The organism is Flavipsychrobacter stenotrophus, assembly GCF_002954265.1.
GTDB lineage: Bacteria > Bacteroidota > Bacteroidia > Chitinophagales > Chitinophagaceae > Flavipsychrobacter > Flavipsychrobacter stenotrophus.
On record NZ_PPSL01000003.1, the window covers coordinates 87,997 to 112,200 of the forward strand.

The 24,204-nt window shown below is 43.4% G+C and carries 29 protein-coding genes; 25 read left to right on the top strand and 4 right to left on the bottom strand.

Annotation, left to right across the window (positions count from 1 at the left end):
• The first annotated feature begins 120 nt into the window (after positions 1 to 120).
• Complete coding sequence (locus CJD36_RS10570; RefSeq protein ID WP_105039141.1) at positions 121 to 642, top strand: GNAT family N-acetyltransferase; 522 nt, start codon at positions 121 to 123, stop codon at positions 640 to 642.
• Here CJD36_RS10570 and CJD36_RS10575 read toward each other — a convergent pair.
• Together CJD36_RS10575 and CJD36_RS10580 are read right to left on the bottom strand one after the other, a co-directional pair.
• Positions 639 to 2,252, bottom strand: coding sequence for an NHL domain-containing protein (locus CJD36_RS10575; protein ID WP_161499273.1), 1,614 nt, complete (start codon positions 2,250 to 2,252; stop codon positions 639 to 641). The two genes, CJD36_RS10570 and CJD36_RS10575, sit on opposite strands and share 4 nt — an antisense overlap.
• A 66-nt stretch (positions 2,253 to 2,318) precedes the next feature.
• Positions 2,319 to 3,824, bottom strand: a complete 1,506-nt coding sequence (locus CJD36_RS10580) for an oligosaccharide flippase family protein (RefSeq protein ID WP_105039143.1) — start codon at positions 3,822 to 3,824, stop codon at positions 2,319 to 2,321.
• Positions 3,825 to 3,921: 97 nt separating this feature from the next.
• On the opposite strand from CJD36_RS10580, the gene CJD36_RS10585 reads away from it, so the two are divergent.
• Positions 3,922 to 4,647 carry an FkbM family methyltransferase gene (locus CJD36_RS10585; protein WP_105039144.1) on the top strand — a complete coding sequence of 242 codons (726 nt, stop codon included), beginning with the start codon at positions 3,922 to 3,924 and terminating at the stop codon, positions 4,645 to 4,647.
• 81 nt (positions 4,648 to 4,728) lie between these two features.
• Positions 4,729 to 5,841 carry a GDP-mannose 4,6-dehydratase gene (gene gmd / locus CJD36_RS10590; protein ID WP_105039145.1) on the top strand — a complete coding sequence of 371 codons (1,113 nt, stop codon included), beginning with the start codon at positions 4,729 to 4,731 and terminating at the stop codon, positions 5,839 to 5,841.
• Between the two features lie 3 nt (positions 5,842 to 5,844).
• Here the strand turns inward: gmd and CJD36_RS10595 are convergent, their stop codons facing one another.
• A complete protein-coding gene (locus CJD36_RS10595; RefSeq protein WP_105039146.1) occupies positions 5,845 to 6,729 on the bottom strand; it encodes a glycosyltransferase family 2 protein in 885 nt (294 codons plus the stop codon).
• Positions 6,730 to 6,925: 196 nt separating this feature from the next.
• On the opposite strand from CJD36_RS10595, the gene CJD36_RS10605 reads away from it, so the two are divergent.
• Genes CJD36_RS10605 through CJD36_RS10620 form a run of 4 tightly spaced genes read left to right on the top strand, consistent with a single transcriptional unit; the run spans position 6,926 to position 10,644 of the window.
• On the top strand, positions 6,926 to 7,366 hold the full coding sequence (locus tag CJD36_RS10605; RefSeq protein ID WP_105039148.1) for a hypothetical protein: 441 nt from the start codon (positions 6,926 to 6,928) through the stop codon (positions 7,364 to 7,366).
• Positions 7,367 to 7,370: 4 nt separating this feature from the next.
• A complete protein-coding gene (locus CJD36_RS10610) occupies positions 7,371 to 8,642 on the top strand; it encodes a class I SAM-dependent methyltransferase (RefSeq protein WP_105039149.1) in 1,272 nt (423 codons plus the stop codon).
• 10 nt (positions 8,643 to 8,652) lie between these two features.
• A complete protein-coding gene (locus tag CJD36_RS10615) occupies positions 8,653 to 9,519 on the top strand; it encodes a GDP-mannose 4,6-dehydratase (protein ID WP_105039150.1) in 867 nt (288 codons plus the stop codon).
• Positions 9,520 to 10,644 (top strand): glycosyltransferase family 9 protein, encoded by a 1,125-nt coding sequence (locus CJD36_RS10620; RefSeq protein WP_105039151.1) that lies wholly within the window; start codon positions 9,520 to 9,522, stop codon positions 10,642 to 10,644.
• 8 nt (positions 10,645 to 10,652) lie between these two features.
• On the opposite strand, the gene CJD36_RS10625 is transcribed toward CJD36_RS10620, so the two are convergent.
• Positions 10,653 to 13,076 (bottom strand): T9SS type B sorting domain-containing protein, encoded by a 2,424-nt coding sequence (locus CJD36_RS10625; RefSeq protein WP_105039152.1) that lies wholly within the window; start codon positions 13,074 to 13,076, stop codon positions 10,653 to 10,655.
• A 251-nt stretch (positions 13,077 to 13,327) separates the two neighbouring features.
• On the opposite strand from CJD36_RS10625, the gene CJD36_RS10630 reads away from it, so the two are divergent.
• The 18 genes from CJD36_RS10630 to nuoK all read left to right on the top strand — a co-directional run bounded on the left by CJD36_RS10630 (position 13,328) and on the right by nuoK (position 24,199).
• A complete protein-coding gene (locus CJD36_RS10630; protein ID WP_105039153.1) occupies positions 13,328 to 13,720 on the top strand; it encodes an NADH-quinone oxidoreductase subunit A in 393 nt (130 codons plus the stop codon).
• 59 nt (positions 13,721 to 13,779) lie between these two features.
• Positions 13,780 to 14,343, top strand: coding sequence for an NADH-quinone oxidoreductase subunit B (locus CJD36_RS10635; protein WP_105039154.1), 564 nt, complete (start codon positions 13,780 to 13,782; stop codon positions 14,341 to 14,343).
• A gap of 57 nt (positions 14,344 to 14,400) precedes the next feature.
• On the top strand, positions 14,401 to 14,898 hold the full coding sequence (locus CJD36_RS10640; protein WP_105039155.1) for an NADH-quinone oxidoreductase subunit C: 498 nt from the start codon (positions 14,401 to 14,403) through the stop codon (positions 14,896 to 14,898).
• Positions 14,899 to 14,927: 29 nt separating this feature from the next.
• A complete protein-coding gene (locus tag CJD36_RS23000) occupies positions 14,928 to 15,137 on the top strand; it encodes a hypothetical protein (protein WP_133162593.1) in 210 nt (69 codons plus the stop codon).
• Between the two features lie 26 nt (positions 15,138 to 15,163).
• Entirely contained in the window at positions 15,164 to 16,420 is a 1,257-nt protein-coding gene (locus CJD36_RS10645) for an NADH-quinone oxidoreductase subunit D (protein WP_105039156.1), read from the top strand.
• 69 nt (positions 16,421 to 16,489) lie between these two features.
• Complete coding sequence (locus tag CJD36_RS10650; RefSeq protein ID WP_105039157.1) at positions 16,490 to 16,984, top strand: NADH-quinone oxidoreductase subunit NuoE family protein; 495 nt, start codon at positions 16,490 to 16,492, stop codon at positions 16,982 to 16,984.
• A 10-nt stretch (positions 16,985 to 16,994) separates the two neighbouring features.
• On the top strand, positions 16,995 to 17,399 hold the full coding sequence (locus tag CJD36_RS10655) for an SRPBCC domain-containing protein (RefSeq protein ID WP_105039158.1): 405 nt from the start codon (positions 16,995 to 16,997) through the stop codon (positions 17,397 to 17,399).
• A 3-nt stretch (positions 17,400 to 17,402) separates the two neighbouring features.
• Positions 17,403 to 17,828 carry a nuclear transport factor 2 family protein gene (locus CJD36_RS10660; RefSeq protein WP_105039159.1) on the top strand — a complete coding sequence of 142 codons (426 nt, stop codon included), beginning with the start codon at positions 17,403 to 17,405 and terminating at the stop codon, positions 17,826 to 17,828.
• An 84-nt stretch (positions 17,829 to 17,912) separates the two neighbouring features.
• Entirely contained in the window at positions 17,913 to 19,268 is a 1,356-nt protein-coding gene (nuoF, locus tag CJD36_RS10665; RefSeq protein WP_105039160.1) for an NADH-quinone oxidoreductase subunit NuoF, read from the top strand.
• A gap of 43 nt (positions 19,269 to 19,311) precedes the next feature.
• Positions 19,312 to 20,397 (top strand): 2Fe-2S iron-sulfur cluster-binding protein, encoded by a 1,086-nt coding sequence (locus CJD36_RS10670; RefSeq protein ID WP_105039161.1) that lies wholly within the window; start codon positions 19,312 to 19,314, stop codon positions 20,395 to 20,397.
• Positions 20,398 to 20,399: 2 nt separating this feature from the next.
• Positions 20,400 to 20,696 carry a nucleotidyltransferase family protein gene (locus CJD36_RS10675; protein ID WP_205685596.1) on the top strand — a complete coding sequence of 99 codons (297 nt, stop codon included), beginning with the start codon at positions 20,400 to 20,402 and terminating at the stop codon, positions 20,694 to 20,696.
• Positions 20,686 to 21,048: a HepT-like ribonuclease domain-containing protein gene (locus CJD36_RS10680; RefSeq protein WP_105039162.1), complete on the top strand. Its 363-nt coding sequence runs from the start codon at positions 20,686 to 20,688 to the stop codon at positions 21,046 to 21,048. The genes CJD36_RS10675 and CJD36_RS10680 overlap by 11 nt, the downstream gene beginning before the upstream one ends.
• Positions 21,049 to 21,066: 18 nt before the next feature.
• Positions 21,067 to 22,137 (top strand): NADH-quinone oxidoreductase subunit NuoH, encoded by a 1,071-nt coding sequence (nuoH, locus tag CJD36_RS10685; protein WP_205685597.1) that lies wholly within the window; start codon positions 21,067 to 21,069, stop codon positions 22,135 to 22,137.
• Between the two features lie 25 nt (positions 22,138 to 22,162).
• Positions 22,163 to 22,462, top strand: a complete 300-nt coding sequence (locus CJD36_RS10690) for a nucleotidyltransferase family protein (RefSeq protein ID WP_105039163.1) — start codon at positions 22,163 to 22,165, stop codon at positions 22,460 to 22,462.
• A gap of 177 nt (positions 22,463 to 22,639) precedes the next feature.
• On the top strand, positions 22,640 to 22,831 hold the full coding sequence (locus CJD36_RS23970) for a HepT-like ribonuclease domain-containing protein (RefSeq protein ID WP_394337891.1): 192 nt from the start codon (positions 22,640 to 22,642) through the stop codon (positions 22,829 to 22,831).
• Positions 22,815 to 23,318, top strand: coding sequence for an NADH-quinone oxidoreductase subunit NuoI (gene nuoI, locus CJD36_RS10700; RefSeq protein ID WP_105039165.1), 504 nt, complete (start codon positions 22,815 to 22,817; stop codon positions 23,316 to 23,318). Before CJD36_RS23970 ends, nuoI begins: the two co-directional genes overlap by 17 nt.
• Positions 23,319 to 23,331: 13 nt before the next feature.
• Positions 23,332 to 23,859, top strand: a complete 528-nt coding sequence (locus CJD36_RS10705; protein WP_105039166.1) for an NADH-quinone oxidoreductase subunit J family protein — start codon at positions 23,332 to 23,334, stop codon at positions 23,857 to 23,859.
• A 34-nt stretch (positions 23,860 to 23,893) separates the two neighbouring features.
• Complete coding sequence (nuoK, locus tag CJD36_RS10710) at positions 23,894 to 24,199, top strand: NADH-quinone oxidoreductase subunit NuoK (protein ID WP_105039167.1); 306 nt, start codon at positions 23,894 to 23,896, stop codon at positions 24,197 to 24,199.
• Positions 24,200 to 24,204 lie beyond the last annotated feature (5 nt).

The window sequence follows — 24,204 nt, forward strand, 5'->3', positions numbered from 1 at the left end:
GCAAAAAGACAGCCTATGTATATAATACTTACTAATGGTAATGAAAAAGTTGCGTTAAAGAATACAAGGTGGAAAGCTATAGATTTGACTGATAGTTAATGTTGGTTTAATTTGCCGCGTATGGAGCATCATCTAACCATTCTTACCGCCGATCCTACCGCCGCTGAGCTAATAGCTGAGATAAGCGTTACTACCTTTACGCAAACCTTTGCTGACAGCAACAGCAAGGAGGATATGGATAAGTACCTGAGTAAAGAAATGAATGTGGAGAAGATACGTTGCGAGCTACAGGACCCTGACAGTACATTCTTCCTGGCCTGGGATGGACCTACTCTTGCCGGCTTTGCAAAAGTAAACAGCGATGTGAAGGCAGATGCTCCTGAATGCGACAACCCGCTGGAGATAGAGCGGTTGTACGTGCTGCAGGACTACCAGGGTAAGAAAGTAGGGGCCGCGTTAATGAATCATTGTATAGCCTTTGCACACCGAAATCACCACAGCACTATATGGTTGGGCGTATGGGAGCACAATCACAAAGCAATAGCATTTTATGAAAAATGGGGATATGCTCCATTCGGCTCGCACATCTTCCGCCTGGGTACAGATGACCAGACGGACATACTCATGAAGAAGGAGCTTTAAAGTTTATTCAATTTCCGGAATATAGTTTCCGTTCCAGATGTGATCTTTATTATATAAAGCCCCGCAGAAAGCCCTTTCAGGTCTATTCTGTTTGTCTGAGCAGACAGTTCTTTTGTAAAGACCACAGAACCAACCTCATTGTAGAGGGTCACCACGCAATTTTGCAGCATGTTCACATCCACATAATCATGAGCGGGATTGGGGTAGATGGTCCCCTGTTCATTGCCGGAGATGCCTGCAATACCTACATTATTGACCACATGCAGCAATGCAGCGGCGGTAGTATCATTGTTACAGCCAGGGCCTTTAGAGATAACGCACCGGTAAGTAGTATTATCTATGGTAGTTGTAGCATTAAGAATGGTCAACGAGGCTGTGGTAACTCCGGTATAAGGCAGGATATTGGGAAGGTCGAAATATCCAGAGCCTGAATTGCCCTGCCATTGGTAGGTAACAGGAGATATTGTAGTGCCTGCGAAGAAATTGGCATTTGTTCCTACAGTTACCGTTGTTGATAAAGGGGAAGTTATTGTGGCATATAGGCATTGGTCTATAATGCGTACCCGGTTATTGTTTTGATCTGAAAGAACTAACTTACCTGTTGGGCTGACGGTAAGGGCTGACACCCCATTTATTTTTGCCAAAATTGCCGGGCCGCCGTCACCGAAGAACCCTGGCGAAGCAGGGCCCAGGCCTGCAAACCGGCTAATTATTCCGGTTGGGTCAACTTTCCGTATAACATTGCTGTTTTTAGCTGAAATAAAGAGGTTGCCCAGCCCATCCGCCGCCACTGCTGCAACACCATCTAAAGTAGCCGCTGTTGCGGGCCCACCGTCTCCCGAACCTCCGAGTGCGCCACTTCCTGCCACTGTGTGAATGATGCCTCCGGTATCTACCATTCTCACCCTTGTATTGCCATCAGCAATGTAAAGGTTTCCTTCATTGTCGAAGCATAGTCCAGCTACAGAACCTATATGGGCGTTTGTAGCAGGCCCACCATCACCATCAATAGGGCCGGCGCCATGATTTCCCGCGAATAGTGTCATCAGTCCGGTGTCATTGATCTTCATTACCACTTTATTCCCGGCATCCCCAATGTAGAGGTTTCCCGCGTGATCTATAGCAACACAGGTTGGACTTGCAACGCTCGATGCTGTTGCTGGTATACCACTTCCTGTATAAATAGGTACACCGTTCCCTGCTATAGTAGTGATTATGCCCGCAGCGCTTACTTTGCGAATGAGATGATTTGAATTATCGGCAAAATAAATGTTATTAATAGAGTCTACACAAATGCCCATAGGGCTACCAAGGGCTGTAGCCGTTGCCGCTCCACCACTTCCGCTTGCTGCGCCAAGTGTGCCATTACCTGCAACAGTTGTGATGATGCCAGCCGGAGTTACTTTTCTGATGACGTGATTGCCCCTGTCAGCAATATACATATTGCCTGCATTGTCGAAGGCGGTGCCCGCTGGTTGAGATATCTGTGCGGCTGTTGCCTGCCCGCCATCACCGCTGTAGCCACCAGAGGTTGTTCCGGCAATGGTAGAAATGTACTGCGCTTGTGCAATAAACGGCAGGAATGCCAGCAGGTGTAATATTTTCTTCATAGTCATCGTATTACGGAACAGCTATAAAGATATGAATTTTTATTTATCAAATAAATTTTAAAGATATTAGAATAGCCGCTTGTTCTTCTTTACAGATGCGATGTATTCTCTCAGGTCGGCAGATGGTTTTAGCCAGTACAGCATGGCAAGATATACAGCAACAATGATCCCACCGCGCATAGCGGCATCGGCAATTGTATAGATATACATGTGGCCCTGCCCCTTAAGGAAATTAGGGAAATAGTATCCGGCAGCCAAAGTAACCGCACCTGCTATCAGCACCAGTATAGTGTTCATAGAGAACGGCTGCATATCCAGCTTCTTCCAGACAAAAAAGTACTTGCAGATATTGAACAGGATCAATGTAATAGAGGTAGACCATGCTGCACCGTATACGCCATATATAGGTACAAGTTGGCGGATCAACGCAAACAAGATGCCGATCATAATGATAGATACGTAGAAACTGAATTTGTAATAATTAGTTATGGACAGTATAGCGTCGTTAAGACCGGTGGCGAGGTCTACATACCGGCCTATGAACAGGATAAGGAAAATAAGCCCCACCTGGGTATAGCCATTATTCATGAACACCAGTGCATTGCCAATGTTACAGATGATCATTACCGCCATAAAAGTAGTTGCCAGCAGTACATTAATAGAAGAACGCGCAAAAATATCTTTGGCTTTGGCGGTGTCTGCGTTTGCTACAGCCTGCGCCAGCACTGTTATTGTAGGTGTCATCATGGCCTTACTGGGCATTTGCATAAATGACACAAAGAATACGGCAGTGGTGTAAATGGCAGTAGACTTAAATCCGCTATGATCGTAAAGAGGAATGGCGATCGCATCGAGATAACCCATCAATGTGATGGATAATGAAAGCAGGAAATGATACCAGGAAAAATGCAGCAGTTCTTTATACTCACTTTTGCTGAAGGCTCCGAATTTAAAAGAAAAACCGAAGGAGTCAATTCGCAATGCGATGATGATATAAATAATTATAGGAATAAGGTAGATCAGTACGGTGCTGATGATAAGGAAATTAAGAGAAACATAGCCAAAGGCGAATAGTAGAATAATAGCGATGTTGACCACGCGCAATACTACCTCTTTCATAAAAGAGGATACTGCCACCCTCATTTGTGTACCCAGGTATTGCTCTAGTAGCACCAATAATATAAACAGGGTCATGTACGCAGGTATGAGCATGTAATAACGCTGAATAAAAGGTATATCTGCCGGTTGAAAATGATGCAGCACCCATGGCTCCAGCAGGTAAAATGGAACCACCGCCATGATTGCAAAGAGCAAGGGGGTAAGTATACAGAAGGTAAGCAGTAGTTTTTTTCTTACATCCTGATATTTATGAATGAAAACAGACATAGTACTGTTCAGCCCTAATATGCAGAATTGTGAAAATACCAGTGCTTTATAGGTAAGGTCACGTGTAAAGCCAAGCGCCTGCTTGTCGATAAAACGGGTCGACAAAAACATGATGATGATTCCCAGAAAAGCGCCTGTAAAAACTACAAGGGATGTTTTGATAGATTGTCTGAAAACAATACCCATAGGTACAAAGATAACCTTACACAACTTTAAAAATACTTAAAAATGGAGGGAATTTTATACTTTAGCGGGTTGAGGGCAAAACTTCAAAATAAGGGCAATGTCATTGAAAGTAAAGAGAATAATGAGGAAACTCAAATCATTCATACCTATGATGAAGGGTTTGGGTACGGTTAGCTTTTCCCAGTTTGGAGAAGATATTATTATGCTTAAAATGCTGGACAGGTATAATGTCACCGACATTTCCTACTTCGATATTGGCGCTAACGACCCAATTGCGGGCAGTAATACCTACAATTTTTACACCCGTGGTTATACCGGCATACTTATAGAGCCCAACCTTGCGCTATGCAATAAAATAAAGAGCGTAAGACCCAATGATAAGTGCCTGAATTTCGGCATCAGCAGCGGTAACCAGAAGGAAGCAGATTATTTTATGTTTTCTGATGAGCAGTCGGGCATGAATACATTTTCTGAGGAAGAGGCCAACAGGTATGAAAAAGAAGGGTTTCCGATAAAGCAGAAGATCAAGATGCCGCTTAAAGACATTAATGAGGTGCTTGCCGAAAACTTCACGAAGCCACCTACTATCATATCGCTTGATGTAGAAGGGTTGGATGAGATGATACTGGAGAAGATGGATCTGGAAAAATTCCCTGCCCTGCTTATTTGCGTAGAGACGGTTATATTCAACAAGGATAAAGAGTTCGTTAAGCGTAAAAGTATCATAGATCTGCTGGCTTCGAAAGGGTACTTTATCTATGCAGATACACACGTAAATACCATATTTTGCTCACGCAAGTTGTTCGACAAGCTAATAGCATAATTCATAAAACAAACCATAACATGTCTGCATGGAAATTGACAGACCTGTGAATGATTTATATTTGCACAAATTAGAAGGTTAATGAAAAAAGCCCTTATTACAGGAATTACAGGTCAGGACGGATCATATCTCGCAGAACTTTTATTGGAAAAGGGTTATGAAGTGTATGGGATCAAACGCCGTACATCGCTTATCAATACCGCCAGAATAGATCATTTGTATAAGGATATTCATGAGCAGGACCTTAAGTTCAAGCTGTACTATGGCGATATTACCGACTCTACCAATATAATAAGGATCATACAGGAAGTGCAGCCCGATGAGATATACAATCTTGGGGCAATGAGTCACGTGCAGGTAAGTTTTGAAGAGCCTGAATATGCAGCCAACACCGACGGCATAGGCACTTTGAGGATATTAGAGGCCATCCGTATATTGGGATTAGAAAAGAAAACGAGGATATACCAGGCATCTACTTCTGAGCTTTATGGTAAAGTACAGTGTGTGCCGCAAGATGAGAATACACCGTTCTACCCACGCTCACCATATGGTGTAGCCAAACTGTATGCCTATTGGATCACGGTCAATTACCGCGAAGCTTATGGCATGTATGCCTGCAACGGCATACTGTTTAACCACGAAAGTCCGAGAAGAGGGGAAACTTTCGTAACAAGGAAAATTACCCGTGCAGTTGCAGAGATAACACTGGGATTGAAGCATAAACTGTGGTTGGGTAACCTTGATGCAAAGCGCGACTGGGGCCATGCCAAAGACTATGTGGAAGCTATGTGGCTGATGCTGCAGCAGCCTACTGCGGAAGACTATGTTATTGCTACCGGAGTGACTACATCAGTTAGAGATTTTGTGACTATGGCATTTGCTAATGCCGGCATAGAATTGGAATACAAAGGTACAGGTGTTGATGAAAAAGGTATTGTATCGAAAGTAACTGACCCTGAAAGTAAGGCAAAGGTGGGCGATGTGGTGGTAGAGGTAGATCCCCGCTATTTCAGACCAACTGAGGTAGACCTGCTATTAGGAGACCCTGCAAAAGCCAAAGAGAAGCTCGGCTGGGTGGCCAAAACTACACTTAGTGAGCTGGCGAAAGAAATGGTAGAATCTGATATTGAACATTTCAGAAAGGAAGTACTGCTAAAGGAATACGGGTATAAAATTCTGAATAACCATCAGTAATATTTACCGTATCCGTTTACCAAACAAGCTTAATACTATTGCTTTTATGTAATAGCGAAGCTGCTCTTTTGCTGTAAATATTACAGCAAATGTGTAGTAATACAGCGATTTCCCCTTGCGGTAGGCAACAATATATAGTTCCAGGTCTATAAATTTTCTGAGCAGTTGTAATTGTTTAGAGGGGCTGGTACTGGCATTATTAATATGCACAACCGTAGTTCCCGATAGGTAGTAACTTGGGTATCCAAGCACACGGAACTCGTAACACCATAGCTGATCTTCGCCGTACATGAAAAAACGCTCATCCAGCTTGTGGTTGGGCAGAAGGGCCATTAGTTTGGAATGGAACATCATATATGCACCGCTTACCCAGTCGCATTCGGTATCCATGTCTCCATTAAAATACTGGTTCAGCATCAATGCGGCTCTTTTGCGGTAAGGCATCAGCATTAATAAAGGCCTTAATAGGTCTAATAACTCATTTTTAACGCTTCTGAATTTACGTGCTGTGTGCTGCAATTTCCCATCGGGGTACACCAATTTTACACCCAGTGGTCCTGCCTGGGGACGAGTTGAAAGATAGTTGGCGGAGATGCTAATACTGTCTTCGGTGAGTATGGTATCAGAGTTGAGCAGCAAAATAATATTGCCCTTGGCCTGCTGAATACCCAGATTATTGCCTTTGGCGAAACCACCGTTTTCGGGACTCTTAATGAGTTTTATAGAAGGGAACTCCAGTAAAAAGTCATCGGGGTTGTCGTTTGGCGAGGCATTATCAACCAATATTATTTCATAAGGTACCTGCAGGGTCTGGGCTATAACACTCCGGATACAATCACTGGTTATCCTGAATGTATTATAATTAATTAGAACTACCGATACCATCATTTACAATTGGGGCTATTTTGTTGCGTGCTAAAAGCCCTGAATAAGGCTGCAGGACAAAAATACTCGATTGGTGTTGATTTTTCCCTTTTTTGAAATAAAGCATAAAATGTATAGATTTACCCACTTTTGCAATGACCGGGTATGCTATATCCGGCAGGCAATTCATTAAGTAAAATTGAAATAAATATACCCTGAAATGGCAGAAACACTTGGGATGCTTTGTGATAAGTTGACAATTGTAAAACTAAAGCAATACCACACTGAAGACGCAACACGCCTGGAAAGCCTGGGCAAGCAGGAAAAGATGTTGCAGGAAGAAATAGACCAGTTGGTCACCAGTGCTTTGGCCGGCAACACCCCTGTTGAAAAATTGTCTTTTGCATCTAATAAGGTATTCAAAGCCGAGGGCAATGAGGTTAGAAATGTTACGGGCTCTATGGGATCTGTATTTTCGCAATTGGCAGACGTGAACTGCGGACTGTGGCATGAGCAGGAAAAAGTGTACGACTTTGAGCAAGTGCCGGTAGACCAAAAGAATATAGTTGTAAAAAACCTGGCGATCATGAACCTGGAAAGAAACAGGTGCATTGATGAGATAGACAGGCAGTTTGTAGAAATAGTAAAAACGATAAAATAATAATATGCATATCAGGACCAGGAACACATGTAGAGTTTGCGGATCATCATCGCTGGTGAAAGTTATTGATCTTGACGAGCAATACCTACAGGGTTCATTTATAAAGCCCGGAAAAGAAAAGCCATCATTCAGAAAAATACCTTGTACGCTGCTCCGCTGCAATCCGCAGGCCGATGAAAATGCTTGTGGACTATTGCAGATGGAACATTCTGTACCCCCTGAAATTCTTTATGCTGCATACTGGTACCGTTCGGGTACCAATGCTACTATGCGTAACCACCTGAAGGAAATAGTAGACACTACGGTTGGCATTACTAAAAAAAGCAATAGTAAAGTACTGGATATTGGTTGTAATGATGGTACGCTGTTGGCCAACTATCCTAAAGAGTATATCAAATATGGCGTTGATCCATCTGACGTAGCGCAGGAAATAAAGCTGGAGAATACCAAGGTAGTAAAGGACATATTCCCATCGGCAAAGTTGTTTGAAGTGATGGGCGATGATAAACTGGACATCGTAACATCGATAGCTATGTTTTATGACCTGGAGCAACCCGTTGAGTTTGTAAAAGGTATAAAAAAGGTATTGTCGCAAGACGGTGTATGGGTGTTTGAAATGTCTTACATGCCTGAAATGCTGAAGTTGAACTCTTATGACACCATTTGTCACGAGCACCTGGAATATTACAGCCTGGCTGTTTTAGAGGTGATCTTGCGGAAGGGTGGTATGAAGGTCTTCAAGATAAGTTTCAATGATATCAATGGTGGTAGCATTCGCTGTTATGCTACACACGAAACGAATAACAAGTTCAATTCGGCTGAGGATATGAGACTGATCGATGAGATCCGTCAGTCGGAATTTGATCTGGAACTCGACACCGATAAGCCTTATGTTGCTTTCCAGCAGCGCATTAATACTATAAAGACCGAGTTGCACGACTTCCTCAAGAAAATAAAGGATCAGGGCAAGCGCATACATATTTACGGTGCATCAACAAAAGGCAACACTATTCTGCAGTGGTGCGATATTGATAAGTCGCTTATCGATTACGCTGCGGAGCGTAATCCTGATAAATATGGCGCACGTACACTCGGTACCGATATTCCGATCATCAGCGAGGCTGAGTCGCGCGCTATGAAGCCTGATTATTACCTGGTTCTGCCATGGCATTTCAAGGCAGAATTCCTGGAGCGTGAAAAGGAAGCGATAGAAGCAGGTACAGGGTTTATCTTTCCTTTACCGGTATTGGAGGTCATTTCAAAAGATAATAAATAAAGAGCTGTAGATGGTTGCTTTGATCTTTGGTGCTAACGGGCAGGATGGCTACTACCTGGATGGTTTGCTGCGTGCAAAAGGAATAGAGGTAGTTGGCGTTTCCAGATCGGGCAACTGGGCGCATGGCGATGTCAGTAATTTTGCTGATGTCGAAGCGCTGGTGCGCACACACACACCTGATTATATTTTTCACCTTGCGGCCAATAGCACCACTCGTCACGATGTGTTGTTTGAGAACCATGCTACAATAAGTACCGGTGCATTTAATGTATTGGAAGCGGTAAGGCAACATGCGCCTGCGTGTAAGGTGTTTTTATCTGGAAGCGGCTTGCAGTTTAAGAATGTTGGTTTGCCTATAAAAGAAACAGATGAATTTGAGGCGTCCAGTCCGTATTCAGTAAGCCGTATACAATCGGTATATGCTGCCCGCTATTACAGGTCGTTGGGTGTTAGGGCATATGTTGGGTATTTCTTTAATCATGAAAGCCCGCGCCGGCCAGAGCGGCACATGAGTAAGAAAATTGCCTGTGCTGCATTGCGCATAGGTAATGGCAGCACCGAGCAGATAGAGATCGGAGATATTACGGTTAAGAAGGAGTGGGCTTTTGCAGGCGACATAGTTGCCGGTATTTGGGCATTGGTGCAGCAGGACAATATTTTTGAAGCTACTATTGGTTCCGGTCTGGCTTATTCAATAGAAGATTGGCTGGTAGCGTGTTTTGCAATTGCGGGTAAACGCTGGCAAGACCATGTAACAATTAAGAGCGGTTTTAAGGCAGAGTACGATACACTCGTTTCAGATCCTTCCACGTTAATTTCCTTGGGCTGGAAGCCCGAGGTTTCTTTTTCATCGCTTGCTAAAATGATGATGCAATAAGTGGCAGCTATCAAAAAAATATTGCTCATTCAGCTGATGTCTAACGGAGACTGTTTATATGCTACGGCGGTTGCCCGGCAAATAAAGCAGGATTTTCCCGGCTGTCACCTTACCTGGGCTATTGCTTCTTTTTGCAAGGGTATCCTTGATAATAACCCGTATGTAGATGCGATACTGGAAGTGCCTGATGTAAACAGGAATACTGCTACCGGTATAATGAGGCAATTACGAAAAGATGCGGAGGAAAAGAAAAGGCAAGGGGTATATGACGAGGTCTTCTTTACCCAGATCATAGATACCAACATGGCCAACTATGATGGGTCTATCCGCTCTTCAATATTCAGGGGATACGACAGGCCTATAACTGTTTCGGTCACGCCATCGCTGCGCCTGCGTGATGAAGAAATAAATAAAGCAAAAGCGTTTGCTGAACGATACAAGCTCGATCAATATAAAAACGTCATCCTATTTGAGTTTGCCCCGCAGAGTGGCCAGCTGGCCATGACGCCGGCATTGGCACTGGAAATGGCTGGTAAAATTATAAGCAATGAAAGCACTGCTATTGTACTTTCTTCCGCTATCAAAATAGGCGATCAGTACGAGCATATCCTTGACGGTAGTACACTAACCTTAAGAGAGACGGCTGCACTTACTCACTATTGCACTATGCTGCTCGGATGCTCCAGTGGCATTACGTGGATCTCTACCTCCGATGCGGCAAAGCAATTACCTATGATCCAGATCCTCGATCCTGATGCATTCTGGGTCAATCCTATCTCCCGCGACTTTGAGCGATTCGGCTTTTCAACCGACACACTTATTGAGCTTTATGAAAACAAAGTAGAGAAAACAACCGCTTGTGTTACCGAGGCACTGACGATTGGTTTTGAGCAAACAAGAAAGAAGTATTATACACCGCTTCCTGTGCAGTTCAAGACAACCAGCAGAACCATTTATAATCTCGCTGTGTTTTTACAGTTCGGCGCAATTTTTAAGCATATCGGTATCAGCCTTTCGGTATTCGGCTGGCAACCTGCGCTGATAAAGGAAATTGTAATGGGGTTTGTGACCATACCATTTAAGCTGGTCTACAACGTGGTTAGTAAGCGGCTGAAAAAGAAGTGATCGGCTCATTACCTTATCAGCTCAAAACTTCCCTTCATATTATATTCTACTCCGTTAAGCCTGCAGCTCATTACGTAGAAATAGGTGCCAATTGCTTGTTCCATATTATTGTAGTTGCCATCCCATCCTTTGCTGATGTCTTCCGTCAGAAATACATTTACACCCCAGCGATTGAATACAGCGAATTTAAAATCTGAATAAGAGCCGAGCGTACCAAGTACCCGCATTACATCGTTTCTGCCATCTCCGTTTGGAGTAAACGCATTGGGCATCCATATGTCGCAAAAGCGGTAGGCAACTTGTAGCGTATCAGTAGCCACTCCGCATACATTGGTGATACTAACCCACACTGTTCCCGCATGCGAAACCGTATAGCCCGTGCCTGTGCTGCCATCAGACCACCTGTAGGTAGCCTGGTCGCCGTCAATGGCCAGTTGCATTGCGTAGCCTTCGCACAACAATGTATCCGGGCCCAGATTGACCGCGGGTACTTGTATTTTATCCAGCCGTATGGAGTCAGAAGCAACGCACCCATTATTGGTCACCACTAGTCCATACAATCCACTTGTAGATATGCTGATGCCGCTAGCGGTGCTACCAGTGCTCCAGATATAAGTGGCGCCTGCGGGCTGTGGCGAAACCAAAGAAATAGTTTGTCCTGCGCAGAAATAGCCATCAGGCCCAAGGTTCACAATAGGATTGGGTTTGATCGTCACATTGATATCGTCTTTCGATGTACATCCGAATTTAGTAACGGATAATGTATAGCTGCCGCTCGTCGTCACGTTAATAGCCGCGGTGGTGGCGCCGGTGCTCCATAAATAGGTAGGAGATACATACACATCAGTAGATTTTAATACGACCGGTGTTCCCTGGCATACAGAAATATCCGGACCAAGGTGTATGAGCGGGTAAGGGTTTACTGTAAGATTAAAAGTGTCAGTAGCTATGCATCCATTATCGTTAACTACCAGCCAGAAGGTGCCCGTGTTTTTAGCGGTGATGGTGTCATTCAGTTCGCCAGTACTCCACGTGTAAACTGCCGTAGGTGAGGCAATAGCATTGAGTACAATTGAATTTCCCTGGCACAGAGATCTGTCAGGTCCGAAAGAGACAATCGGAGACGGTTTTATGGTAACGTTAATAGTGTCAGATGCAGGACAGCCATCTACCAATACCCTTAGTATATATACCCCCGATGTAAAAGGATGTATGGTCTGGGTTATAGCTCCGGTATTCCAATGGTAAGTGGCGGTGGTATATGCGTATGGTGAACTGAGTGTTAAAGGGCTCACAGAGCATATCGAAATATCTGGCCCAAGACTGACAAACGGTCGGGGGCTATAAAAGAAATTCATAGTGTCGTGGCCAGGGCATCCGAAATTATTGAGTAGTAGAGAGTAAGTACCCGGTGCAGTAAGTGCCAATGTAGCTGTTGTATCGCCCGTACTCCACAAATAAGTAGATCCGGCTGGCGCAGAGGGTACCAGCACAAATGTATCTCCCGTACAAACTGCGGTATCTCTGCCAATATTCACCGTAACTGTTCCCAGCGTGAAAGTAATAGTATCAGTAGATGAACATCCGAAGGGCCGGGTAATATTCAGCCAATAGCTGCCCATCGTATCGGCAACGATAGAAGTGTCGGTAGATCCGTTGCTCCACAAATAACTCAGTCCCGGATATTGTATAACAGGTGTAAGCGTTGCGGAGAATCCGGCGCAGACAGCGGCATTATTACCCAAAATAGTTTGCACATCGGGGTTATACCTGTACAGGTTGCCGATTTCAGCATTGGTCAATGCCCTGTTATATATGGCTATGTCATCAATTTTTCCCAAAAATGCTTTGGCGCCGCTGGTGTAATCCTGCCCTACGGCGAATTTCTGGCTCGTTGGAGCAGGGATTAAGGTGGTAGTAAAAGCACCTATAATAGTGGTATCGAGATAAAAACTGTACGTAACCCCCGATTTACGCAATATCGCATGGTGCCACTGATGGAAACTTATATAAGTTGGGAGATAGGTAGCTACCCCGCCTATTGCCACCGCAACATTGTGCCCGGTGGTAACAATACCACAGCCATCAACATTAATATTGCCGTTGGCAATAATTATCCTGTTGCCCGTGGTGTCTGCATTGAACCATGCTGCATAGGTAAAATCTCCGGTATCGGTCATTGGCGGAGTGCGGGAGATGAGACTGGTAAGAGCGGTAGTGTTGCCGTTAAATGAATATGCGGAATTACTTAATCCAAACCGGTCTGTTGTATTTGTAGGTCCACTCAGTATTAGATCAAGCGCATTGCCGCTCCTGTCCAGCACATTACCACAAAATGGATACCAGGCAGATAGGCCGGCAGTCGGTAGTTGGGCATAGGAACTTACAGTGAAGAATAGGGCAAAAAACAGTAATGTTTTCTTGAATGACATAGAATTGATAGAATAAGTGCAAATATATGCAACAATTCCAAATTTCTGCTCAGAACCACCATGAGGGTGTAATTACGTCTGAGCTCGGCTAAGAAGCATGATGTTTGTTATTTTCATATTCGTTGCTCGCTGTTATGCGATTGCCCCCAAGTTTCAATTAATATTACTTATAGGTATCACCCCTTGCTATTTCATTGCTTAACATTAACTTTGTCAGTTATTGTAGACATTTCAAGAAAGAAACGCCAATTATGCACTTGTTATTATTGACAGCAGACCAAAACACACCGTTTAACTATTTTCCGGTTGCATTGCAGCTAGTTATTGCTATAGGGTTTGTAGCGGTTATGATGGGCGCAACCCATTTACTGGGGCCAAAGAGAAGAACTAAGGATAAACTGGTCAACTTTGAAAGTGGTATTCCGTCTGTGGGTAACGCCCGTCAGCCAATGGGTATCAAGTACTTCCTGGTTGCTATTCTTTTTGTGTTGTTCGATGTGGAAGTTATTTTCTTCTATCCATATGCGGTCAACTTCCGCTTTTTAGGAGCCGAAGGATTTAAGGAAGTTGTTTTGTTCGTTGCATTTTTCTTTTGTGGTTTCTTATATATAGTAAAGAAAGGTGCATTAGATTGGGAAGACTAATCAAGTGAAGAGAAAGAGTGAATACGGTTTTAGTTCTAAAATTTTAATTATTAATTTTTATGTCACGTCCGGTTCAGTATAATACAAAAGTGAAGTTGGTGGAAGCACCTGAGGGCTATTCCGGTGAAGGTTTTTACTCTACATCGTTCGACAAGGTTGTGGGAATGGCCCGCGCCAATTCTCTGTGGCCGTTACCATTTGCAACTTCTTGCTGCGGTATCGAGTTTATGGCAACCATGGGTTCAAATTATGATCTGGGCCGTTTTGGTGCAGAGCGTATGGGCTTTACTCCGCGCCAGTGCGACATGTTATTGGTAGCAGGTACTATTTCTAAGAAAATGGGTCCGGTATTGAGGCAGGTTTACCTTCAGATGGCTGAACCTCGCTGGGTTATCGCTATCGGTGCGTGTGCGTCTAGCGGTGGCATATTCGATTCTTATTCTGTATTGCAGGGTATAGACCAGGTAATACCGGTAGATGTGTACGTGCCGGGTTGCCCTCCACGTCCGGAAGGCATTATCGATGGTATTCTGAAATTACAGGATCTGGTGAAGGGAGAAAGCCTGCGCAGAAGGCAGAGTGACCAATATAAAGGATTGATGGAGAGTTACGGAATAGATTAACCTCTAGGCAACCGGCTGCAACAACGCAGTGCAATTTTTACTTTTTTATCTTCAAATATGGCTTTGACCAACGAAACAATACAAGAAAAGCTGACGGAAAAGTTTGGTGAACAACTTACTGAATGGGAAGTACCCTACGGTATGCTCACCTTCAGAGCCCCGGCCGAAATGAATCTGAAAGTACTGCAACATTTATATGATGCGATGGGTTTTCAGTTTATGACAGACCTTACAGGTGTTCATTTTCCAGACCGTAAAGGAGAGGAACTAAGCGTTGTATATCATTTGCATAATCTTGTGGATAACATACGCCTGCGTATGAAGATATATGTGCCTGTTGAAAAACCGGATGTATATACTGCAACAAAGCTCTTTTCTACTGCCAACTGGATGGAGCGTGAAACATATGACTTCTTTGGGTTCAACTTTGTTGGCCATCCAAACCTGATCAGAATTTTGAATGTGGATGAAATGGATTACTTCCCAATGCGTAAAGAATACCAGATGGAAGACCCTACAAGGGTAGACAAAGACGACGAAATGTTTGGCAGGTAGTTGAGTAAATAGTAATTAAAGCGAAAACAATGGAGCAGATACACACATTTTACTTAAAGTACAGGCTGGTTATGATGAATGCCGCTCTGTTGTGTGCCATTATTGTTTGCTTCCTGGCAAAAACGGAAAGTGTCAAGTCTTTGTCGTTTGGATTAGCCGCCGGAATTGCTTTAATAGAATTTGGTGAAAGTATTAGCCATTTAAGGGCTGGAGATACAAAAACTGTATCACAGAAATAAGCGGTTGTTGATAAAAATATTAGAAAATGTCGGATCAGTTAACGCATACATCTCAGCATCATATCAAGCTTTCTGAAGAATCACTTCAGAAGCAGACCACCACGCTTAACCTGGGTCCAACACACCCGGCTACGCATGGGGTATTCCAGAATATTATGGAAATAGATGGTGAGCGTGTTTTAGAAACAGTACCTACCATTGGTTATATACACCGCGCTTTCGAGAAAATTGCAGAGCGCAGGCCATATTACCAGGTAACTACGCTTACCGATAGACTTAACTATTGTTCTGCTCCCATAAACAACATGGGTTGGCACATGACCATGGAAAAACTGCTGGGTATTAAGACTCCCAAGCATGTTGACTACATGCGTGTTACCATGATGGAGCTGTCGAGAATAGCCGATCACCTGGTTTGCAACTCAGTTGTAGCGGTTGATACCGGTGCTTTAACCGGGTTTACCTATGTGTTCCAGTACAGGGAGAAGATATATGAGATATTTGAAGAGGTTTGCGGTTCCCGCCTGACTACCAATATGGGTCGTGTAGGTGGTTTTGAGCGCAACTTTACAGATGTTTTGTTCACTAAGCTCGATGGTTTCATTGCTACCTTCCCTAAGATGATGAAGGAGTTTGAAGGGCTGATGAACCGCAACCGCATATTTATGGATCGTTGCATTGGCGCCGGTCCTATCAGTGCAGAGCGCGCATTGAATTATGGTTTTACCGGTCCTAACTTAAGGGCTACCGGTGTAGACTATGATGTGCGTGTGGCATCACCATATTCATCTTACGAAGATTTTGAATTTACCATACCTGTAGGTACCAAGGGCGATGTTTATGATCGGTACATGGTGCGTAATGATGAGATCTGGCAGAGCTTCAGTATTGTGAAGCAGGCATTAGCTAAGATCAGGAAAATAGACGCAGAATTTCCAGACCAGAAGAATGTATTCTATGCGCCGGAAGCTGACAAGTTCCACCTGCCGGTAAAAGAAGATGTTTATACCAAAATGGAAGCGCTTATTTACCACTTCAAAATGGTAATGGGCGAGATAGACGCTCCTGCTGGTGAAGTATACCATTCTGTAGAGGGTGGCAATGGCGAGGTTGGTTATTACCTCATCAGCGATGGGGGGCGTACTCCTTACAGGTTGCACTTCCGTCGTCCATGCTTTATCTATTACCAGGCATACCCTGAGATGGTAGAAGGCGGATTGCTGAGTGATGCGGTTATTGCTTTGAGTAGCTTGAATGTAATTGCTGGTGAGCTGGACGCTTAAGATGAGTACAAATAGGAAATAGAACGAAATATAATTAGCTCTCGGGCTAAAGAATCAAATCAGATAATAATGATTAAGTTTTCAGAAGAGCGTTTAAAAAAGGTTCACGAAATAATTGCCCGCTATCCGGAAGGCAAGCAGAAAAGTGCCCTCATACCTATCCTGCACATGGCGCAGGATGATTTTGGTGGCTGGCTCGATGCGCCAACTATGGACTATGTTGCGGAAATACTACAGATCAAGCCAATTGAGGTTTATGAAGTAGCTACTTTCTACAGCATGTTCAACACTAAGCCTGTTGGTAAATACCTGTTAGAGGTTTGCCGCACGGGACCTTGTATGTTGAATGGCAGCGATGACATTATTGACTATATTAAGGAAAAACTCGACATCAGGGAAGGGGAAACCACAGCTGATGGCTTGTTCACTTTAAAGCCGGCTGAGTGCTTGGGCGCATGTGGTTACGCACCTATGATGCAGTTAGGTGAACATTTTAAAGAACATTTGACCAAAGAAAAAGTAGACACGCTCATTGCAGAGTTGAGGGCGAAAGCTAAAAACTAAATATTATGTTATGGCTTTCGACTTTGAATTAGAGATCTTTTTATCAGGTAAGCCGGCAAGAACAATGCAGCTACTTACTGATCCCGAGCTTATTCGTAAGTGGAGCGGAGAAGAGGGCATAGCAGAGCCGAAAGAAGGTGGAAAATTTGAGATGTTTGATGGCTGGGTAACCGGCAAAGTATTGAAAGCAGAAGAAAAGGAATTGGTGGTAACGTGGTTGCCGGGAGACTGGGAAGCGGGAACACCACCAAGTGAAGTTCATTTTTTATTGAAACCATATGGTGCAGGTACACTGGTAAAGCTAAAGCACACCGGCTTCCCTAGCGAAAAAGAAAGCGACAGCCACAAAAGCGGTTGGTCAGACTTCTACTTCGACCCCATGGAAGATTTTATGTTGATAATAGATAAGAGTTAGGCGATGAGGTACATTCTTATCTTTTTAATGCTCTTTGCAAGTAATGAAGTTTCGGCTTTTTCTATGCCTCCATCAAAAAGCATAGATTCAGTTGTGGTGGCGCTCGACAGGGCATTGCTGGCAAAAGATAGTATTAGTTTGAAGCGTTTGTTTGATGACAATATGACCTATGGTCATTCGAATGGATGGATTCAGACAAAAAGTGATGTTGTAAACGATTTGTTTAACGGGAAGATTACCTACAAACAAATAGCTGTAACAGAGAAGGATATTAAAGTGAGCGGAAGGTATGCTGTGGTAAGGATGAAAGCGGATGTAGATGTTACTGTCAGCAACACACCAGTTCATGTGAGATTGAACATTTTGCAGGTGTGGCGTTGGAAACACAGGCATTATGTTTTGATTGCAAGACAAAGCGTAAAAATATAAACAAGGTATTTGAATTAATATATCAGGAGAAATCATCAGAAATTCATTTTTTTGGTTTTGACTTTTGACTTTTGACTTAGAAAAATGGCTGCAAAAGTTTTATTAAAGAACGATCACATTGAAGGTATCCGTTATTACGATACCTACCGCAAGCATGGCGGCTACGAGGCTGCTGAAAAGGCGCTGAAAATGGCCCAGGCGGATATTGTGGAAGAAGTAAAAAAGAGCGGTCTCCGAGGTCGTGGTGGTGCGGGTTTCCCTACCGGCATGAAGTGGAGCTTTCTGGCAAAGCCTGATGGCGTGCCTCGTCACCTGGTGTGCAACGCCGATGAGTCTGAGCCGGGTACGTTCAAAGATCGTTACCTTATGGAGTTTCATCCGCATATACTTATTGAAGGATTGCTCATAAGCAGTTTTGCACTCGGTAGCAATGCTACCTATATCTATATCCGCGGAGAATATGCGTGGATCGTGAATATACTGGAAGAAGCTATAGACGAAGCAAAGAAAGCAGGATGGTTGGGTAAGAATATCCAGGGTACAGGTTTTGATTGCGAAATATATGTACACCGTGGTGCGGGCGCATATATCTGCGGTGAAGAAACTGCCTTGATCGAATCTCTGGAAGGCAAGCGTGGTAATCCACGTATGAAACCACCATTCCCGGCTATACAGGGTTTGTGGATGCGCCCAACAGTGGTAAACAACGTAGAAACGCTTGCGGCAGTAGTGCCAATCATTAATATGGGTGGTGAGGAATATGCCAAAATTGGTGTAGGCCGTTCTACCGGTTCTAAGCTCCTTTCTGTTTGCGGAAACGTAAACAAGCCGGGCGTTTATGAGATAGATATGACCATTTCTGTTGAAGAGTTTATCTATAGCGATGAGTATTGTGGTGGTATTCCTAACGGCAAACGCCTGAAGGCTTGTATCCCGGGTGGTTCATCAGTTCCGATAGTTCCGGCTAACCTGTTGTTCAAAACAGCAAAGGGCGAAACTCGCTATATGAACTACGAAAGTCTTTCAGATGGTGGTTTTGCTACAGGTACCATGATGGGTTCGGGTGGATTTATTGTGCTGGACGAAGACCAGTGCATTGTGCGCCACACCATGACGTTGGCTCGTTTCTACAATCACGAGAGCTGCGGACAGTGCAGTCCTTGTCGTGAAGGTACCGGCTGGATGTACAAGATATTGAAGAACATTGAAGGTGGTAAGGGTAAGATGAGCGACATAGGCCTGTTGTGGGACATTCAGCGCAGGATAGAAGGTAACACTATCTGTCCGTTGGGTGACGCTGCTGCATGGCCTGTAGCCGCTGCCATCCGTCACTTCCGCGATGAGTTTGAGTGGCACGTAAATAATCCGGAAGAATCACAGAGGCGCAATTATGGTCTGGCTCACTATGCCGATCCTATTCATGTGCCGGCAAGTGCATAAAGGAATTGATACTATTTTAAGAGAAGTATAAAGAATTTGACAAATGTCAGAACCAACACCAAAGTTTAAAGTAACCGTAGATAATATAAGTATTGAAGTTGCCCCCGGCACTACAATATTGAATGCAGCACGTATGATAGGTGGAGATGTTACCCCTCCGGCTATGTGCTATTACAGCAAGCTGCCCGAAAGTGGTGGTAAGTGCCGTACCTGCCTGGTAGAAGTAAGCAAGGGTTCTGAAAAAGATCCGCGCCCTATGCCTAAGCTGGTGCCAAGCTGCCGTACTACGGTTATGGATGGCATGGAAGTAAAGAATATTACTTCTGAAAAAGTGATCGATGCCCGTAAGGGTATTGTGGAAATGTTGCTCATTAACCACCCGCTCGATTGCCCGGTATGTGACCAGGCAGGAGAGTGCGATCTGCAGAACCTCAGCTATGAGCATGGTACAGAGAAGACCCGTTACGAGTTTCCCCGCCGTACTTTCGAGAAAGAAGATATTGGCCCGCATATACAGCTGCACATGACGCGTTGCATACTCTGCTACCGTTGTGTTTACACTGCCGACCAGCTCACGCAAAAGCGCGAACATGGCGTATTGGAGCGTGGCGATCATTCAGAGATCAGTACTTTGTTGCATAAGTCACTGGATAATGAATTTATTGGTAATGTAATAGATGTGTGCCCCGTTGGTGCACTTACCGATAAAACTTTCCGCTTCAAGAACAGGGTATGGTTCACTAAGCCTGTAGATGCTCATTGCTCTTGCACCAAGTGCAGCGGTAAGGCTCGCCTTTGGATGCGTGGTGAAGAAGTTTATCGCGTTACTGCTCGCAAGAACGAGTGGGGTGAAGTAGAAGACTGGATCTGTAATGAATGTCGCTTCGAAAAGAAATCTGCTAAGGATTGGGTGGTTGAATGTCCTTCTAAGATCAAAAGAAGCAGCGTAATTGCACAGGGTCATTACGAGAATACAGTAAAAACACCGGTGCTTATAGACAAGGTTATTGGTAAGCAACCAAAACTTCTGATGAACATTCATGACGTAAGCGACGTGAACAGACCTGAAATAGAACTATCAAAGATCGAAGGTCCGGCTCACTCTAATGATTTCAATACAGGTAAATAGAATTGATACTAACTACCGAAAATATCAAACAAGTAATAACGGGCTATTTTGCACAAAAGCCGGTTAAGAAAGTATGGTTGTTTGGGTCTTATGCAAGGGGTGAAGCCGATGATGAGAGCGACGTGGATGTACTGATAGAAATAGACTATAAATCGCTCGTAGGGCTGGAGTATTTTGGTTGGAAGGAAGAGCTATCAGACAGGCTGCACAAAAAAGTAGATATAGTAAGTGCTGGTTGGGAAAATAAACACATTAAACCATTCATAGATAAAGATAAGTATATCATTTATGAAAGGTAGATTAGGTAATAAAGTAAGAATAATCCATATCCTTGAGTCAATTGAGGAAATACAAGATGCAGTGAAAGGGCATACATTTGATAGTTTCCAGAATGAGCGGATACTCCAGATGGCTGTTGTAAAATGGTTTGAAATTATTGGAGAGGCAGCAAATCACCTGACCAATGAACTGAAAGAAAAGCATCCGGATATAAAGTGGAGGGACATTATTGGGCTAAGAAATGTGTTAGTACATGAGTATTTTATTATAGATTATGAAGCCATATGGCAGGCAATGTCTTTTTTGGCAGAATTGAAAAAAACACTTCAAGCAATAAATCTTGATTTAAACGATAATTTTTTAACTAACTAAACTACTTTTGCGCCACTTATGCTGTTATTGAATATTGACGCAGCTTTCGTCATAGAAAAAGTTATCCTCATTTCTGTGATACTAATGGGTTCTCTTGGTGTGGCAATGTATGCTACCTGGGCTGAACGTAAAGTATCGGCTGTAATGCAGGATCGTATAGGCCCCAATCGTGCGGGCCCGTTTGGTTTGTTACAGCCTTTGGCCGATGGTTTGAAACTTTTCTTTAAAGAAGAGATCATCCCCGATCGCTCTACTCAGTTCATATTCATTCTGGGGCCGTGCCTTGCAATGCTTACCGCTACTATGACAAGTGCCGTTATGCCTTGGGGTCCTGATTTTACACTTGGTGGCCGCACTGTTTCCCTGCAGGTAGCAGATATTAATATCGGTATTCTATTTGTATTCGGTGTCGTTTCTTTAGGTGTATATGGCGTAATGCTTGGCGGATGGGCGTCTAACAATAAGTTCTCCCTGTTAAGTAGTATCCGTGCTGCATCACAGTGTATCTCTTATGAGTTAGCTATGGGCATCAGCCTCATCGCTTTGTTGATGATGACTGGTTCATTGAGCATGAAGGACATCGTTACTCAGCAGCATGGTTTTTGGAACGATGGTTATTTTACCTGGAACTTCTTTAAGCAGCCCGTAGGTTTCATTATTTTCCTCACTTGCTCTTTTGCCGAGTTGAGCCGCGCTCCATTCGATCTGCCGGAGTGCGATAGTGAGTTGAACATGGGTTACCATCAGGAGTATTCCTCAATGAAGCTGGGTTTCTATCTCTTTGCTGAATACATTAATATGTTTATCAGTTCTGCCGTTATCAGTACTTTGTTCTTTGGCGGTTACAATTTCCCGTTCATGGATCAGGTGCAGGCTGCGGTGCCAAGCGGTATTTTTAGTTTAATATGCGTTGGTGCATTAATGGCGAAAATAGTGGGTATGATCCTATTCTTCATGTTTGTAAGATGGACACTACCACGTTTCCGTTATGACCAGTTGATGAAATTGGGTTGGAGGTCATTGATACCGTTGGCACTGATAAATATGCTGGTAACAGGCGGAGTGATCCTGATGACCATGAAAAAGTAATAAATTTTGAATATTATTGCGTGCAATGTTGACGATACCTCAGATAAAACAAACCGTTGCCGACTATTTTAAAGATAAGCCGGTAAAGGAAGTATATTTGTTCGGGTCGTATGCGAGAGGAGAGGCAAGAGAGGACAGTGATATGGATTTGTTGTTTTCTTTAATAGAAAATACCAGGATCAGTTATTTCGGATTAGCGCAATATCTTGTAGATCTGGAAAAGAAGTTCTTAGTGAAAATTGATCTGGTAGAGGAAATATCACTTTACCCCAGGTTGAAAAAATACGTTGACGAAGATAAAATATTGTTGTTTTCTAAAAAATGAAACTGAAGAGAGACAATATTCTTTATCTGGAATTGATAGACAATGCTATCACACAGATCTTTGAATATATCAAAGACACTGACGAAGAGGGGGTTTCTTAGAAACAATATGATGAAAGATGCATGCCTCATGCAGTTGATAGTAATCGGTGAAAATGGAGGAAATGTTTCAGAATAAATAAGGAATAGGTTTAAAGAGGTTGAGTGGCAATTAATGAAAGCAGCAAGGAATTTCTTTGCTCATGCGTATGATTATACGGATTGGACTAGAGTTTGGGAAACTATTGAAACGGTACTTCCCATTCTTAAACCCAAAATAGAACACATAATAGAGGTTTTGGAAAAAGAGAATAATGGAAAAACTAACTAAGAGATCAGTGCAGGTAGACCGCAGCCCGATGACTATTTCGGAGCGGGCGTATCTGCCTTCCATTTTAAAAGGATTGGGGATCACTCTTGGGCATATACTCAAGAAGAAGGCTACAGTAAGTTATCCGGAAGAAAAGCGTCCGTTTAGCCCTGTTTTTCGTGGGCTGCATATTCTCAACCGCGATGAAGAAGGGAAAGAACGTTGCACTGCCTGCGGTTTGTGTGCATTGGCTTGCCCTGCTGAGGCCATAACTATGGAAGCCGCAGAGCGTAAAGCTGGTGAAGAGCATTTGTACAGAGAAGAAAAGTATGCTGCAAAGTATGAGATCAACATGCTGCGTTGCATATTCTGTGGTTATTGCGAAGAGGCCTGCCCTAAAGATGCAATATACCTCACAGAGACAATAATGCCTTCTAACTATAACAGACAGAGTTTTATTTATAAAAAGGAAGATTTACTTATTCCTGATCCCAAAAAACAAGGATAGATAACAGTTTAACATGGACATCTACAGTATTTTATTTTGGTTCTTATCAGCAATGGCCGTTGGCAGTGCGTTGGGTGTAATACTCAGTCGCAACCCTGTTAATAGTGTAATGTTCCTGATACTCACCTTTTTTGCAATTTCCGGACATTATATCATTATGAACGCCCAGTTTCTGGCAGTTGTTAATATCATAGTATATGCCGGCGCTATAATGGTACTCTTCCTGTTCGTAATTATGTTGATGAACCTAAACGCCGATGTGGAACCACAGAAGGGCATGATGATTCAGCTGGCAGGGGTTATTTCAGGCGGTACCTTATTTCTGGTAATACTTATGGGTTTGACCACTGCTAAATCTGAACTGATCGATACTAAGTCGAGCGACATTGGTTTGATCAGCAATCTGGGTAAAGTTTTGTTTACAAAGTTTGCATTACCATTTGAAATTAGCAGTGTTCTTTTCCTTAGTGCAATGATAGGTGCGGTAGTCATAGGTAAGAAAGAGCATATACCGGCATCTGAAAAGGCCGAAATAGTTTAGTTGATTTAATTCCAGAGTTTAATTGTTTGATCATATGCCGGTTAGTTCTACGCATTATTTGTTTTTAAGCCTGCTGTTGTTTTCCATAGGCATTATGGGAACCCTCATGCGGCGCAATGCTATTATTATCTTCATGTGCATAGAGCTGATGCTCAATGCTGTGAATTTACTCCTGGTTGCTTTTTCTAAGATGTACGCTGATGCAGATGCACAGATCTTTGTATTCTTTATTATGGTGGTTGCCGCGGCAGAAGTTGCTGTGGGACTGGCCGTCATTGTAATGATGTATAGAAAAGTACACTCGGTAGATATCAATATATTAAACAGGCTGAAACACTAAACAGT

What these genes read in the sequence shown, in the direction of transcription:
- CJD36_RS10570 (WP_105039141.1), top strand. Translation starts at nt 121, where the DNA reads ATGGAGCATCATCTAACCATTCTTACCGCCGATCCTACCGCCGCTGAG.
- CJD36_RS10575 (WP_161499273.1), bottom strand. Translation starts at nt 2,252, where the DNA reads ATGAAGAAAATATTACACCTGCTGGCATTCCTGCCGTTTATTGCACAA.
- CJD36_RS10580 (WP_105039143.1), bottom strand. Translation starts at nt 3,824, where the DNA reads ATGGGTATTGTTTTCAGACAATCTATCAAAACATCCCTTGTAGTTTTT.
- CJD36_RS10585 (WP_105039144.1), top strand. Translation starts at nt 3,922, where the DNA reads ATGTCATTGAAAGTAAAGAGAATAATGAGGAAACTCAAATCATTCATA.
- gmd (WP_105039145.1), top strand. Translation starts at nt 4,729, where the DNA reads ATGAAAAAAGCCCTTATTACAGGAATTACAGGTCAGGACGGATCATAT.
- CJD36_RS10595 (WP_105039146.1), bottom strand. Translation starts at nt 6,729, where the DNA reads ATGATGGTATCGGTAGTTCTAATTAATTATAATACATTCAGGATAACC.
- CJD36_RS10605 (WP_105039148.1), top strand. Translation starts at nt 6,926, where the DNA reads ATGGCAGAAACACTTGGGATGCTTTGTGATAAGTTGACAATTGTAAAA.
- CJD36_RS10610 (WP_105039149.1), top strand. Translation starts at nt 7,371, where the DNA reads ATGCATATCAGGACCAGGAACACATGTAGAGTTTGCGGATCATCATCG.
- CJD36_RS10615 (WP_105039150.1), top strand. Translation starts at nt 8,653, where the DNA reads ATGGTTGCTTTGATCTTTGGTGCTAACGGGCAGGATGGCTACTACCTG.
- CJD36_RS10625 (WP_105039152.1), bottom strand. Translation starts at nt 13,076, where the DNA reads ATGTCATTCAAGAAAACATTACTGTTTTTTGCCCTATTCTTCACTGTA.
- CJD36_RS10630 (WP_105039153.1), top strand. Translation starts at nt 13,328, where the DNA reads ATGCACTTGTTATTATTGACAGCAGACCAAAACACACCGTTTAACTAT.
- CJD36_RS10635 (WP_105039154.1), top strand. Translation starts at nt 13,780, where the DNA reads ATGTCACGTCCGGTTCAGTATAATACAAAAGTGAAGTTGGTGGAAGCA.
- CJD36_RS10640 (WP_105039155.1), top strand. Translation starts at nt 14,401, where the DNA reads ATGGCTTTGACCAACGAAACAATACAAGAAAAGCTGACGGAAAAGTTT.
- CJD36_RS23000 (WP_133162593.1), top strand. Translation starts at nt 14,928, where the DNA reads ATGGAGCAGATACACACATTTTACTTAAAGTACAGGCTGGTTATGATG.
- CJD36_RS10645 (WP_105039156.1), top strand. Translation starts at nt 15,164, where the DNA reads ATGTCGGATCAGTTAACGCATACATCTCAGCATCATATCAAGCTTTCT.
- CJD36_RS10650 (WP_105039157.1), top strand. Translation starts at nt 16,490, where the DNA reads ATGATTAAGTTTTCAGAAGAGCGTTTAAAAAAGGTTCACGAAATAATT.
- CJD36_RS10655 (WP_105039158.1), top strand. Translation starts at nt 16,995, where the DNA reads ATGGCTTTCGACTTTGAATTAGAGATCTTTTTATCAGGTAAGCCGGCA.
- CJD36_RS10660 (WP_105039159.1), top strand. Translation starts at nt 17,403, where the DNA reads ATGAGGTACATTCTTATCTTTTTAATGCTCTTTGCAAGTAATGAAGTT.
- nuoF (WP_105039160.1), top strand. Translation starts at nt 17,913, where the DNA reads ATGGCTGCAAAAGTTTTATTAAAGAACGATCACATTGAAGGTATCCGT.
- CJD36_RS10670 (WP_105039161.1), top strand. Translation starts at nt 19,312, where the DNA reads ATGTCAGAACCAACACCAAAGTTTAAAGTAACCGTAGATAATATAAGT.
- CJD36_RS10680 (WP_105039162.1), top strand. Translation starts at nt 20,686, where the DNA reads ATGAAAGGTAGATTAGGTAATAAAGTAAGAATAATCCATATCCTTGAG.
- nuoH (WP_205685597.1), top strand. Translation starts at nt 21,067, where the DNA reads ATGCTGTTATTGAATATTGACGCAGCTTTCGTCATAGAAAAAGTTATC.
- CJD36_RS10690 (WP_105039163.1), top strand. Translation starts at nt 22,163, where the DNA reads ATGTTGACGATACCTCAGATAAAACAAACCGTTGCCGACTATTTTAAA.
- nuoI (WP_105039165.1), top strand. Translation starts at nt 22,815, where the DNA reads ATGGAAAAACTAACTAAGAGATCAGTGCAGGTAGACCGCAGCCCGATG.
- CJD36_RS10705 (WP_105039166.1), top strand. Translation starts at nt 23,332, where the DNA reads ATGGACATCTACAGTATTTTATTTTGGTTCTTATCAGCAATGGCCGTT.
- nuoK (WP_105039167.1), top strand. Translation starts at nt 23,894, where the DNA reads ATGCCGGTTAGTTCTACGCATTATTTGTTTTTAAGCCTGCTGTTGTTT.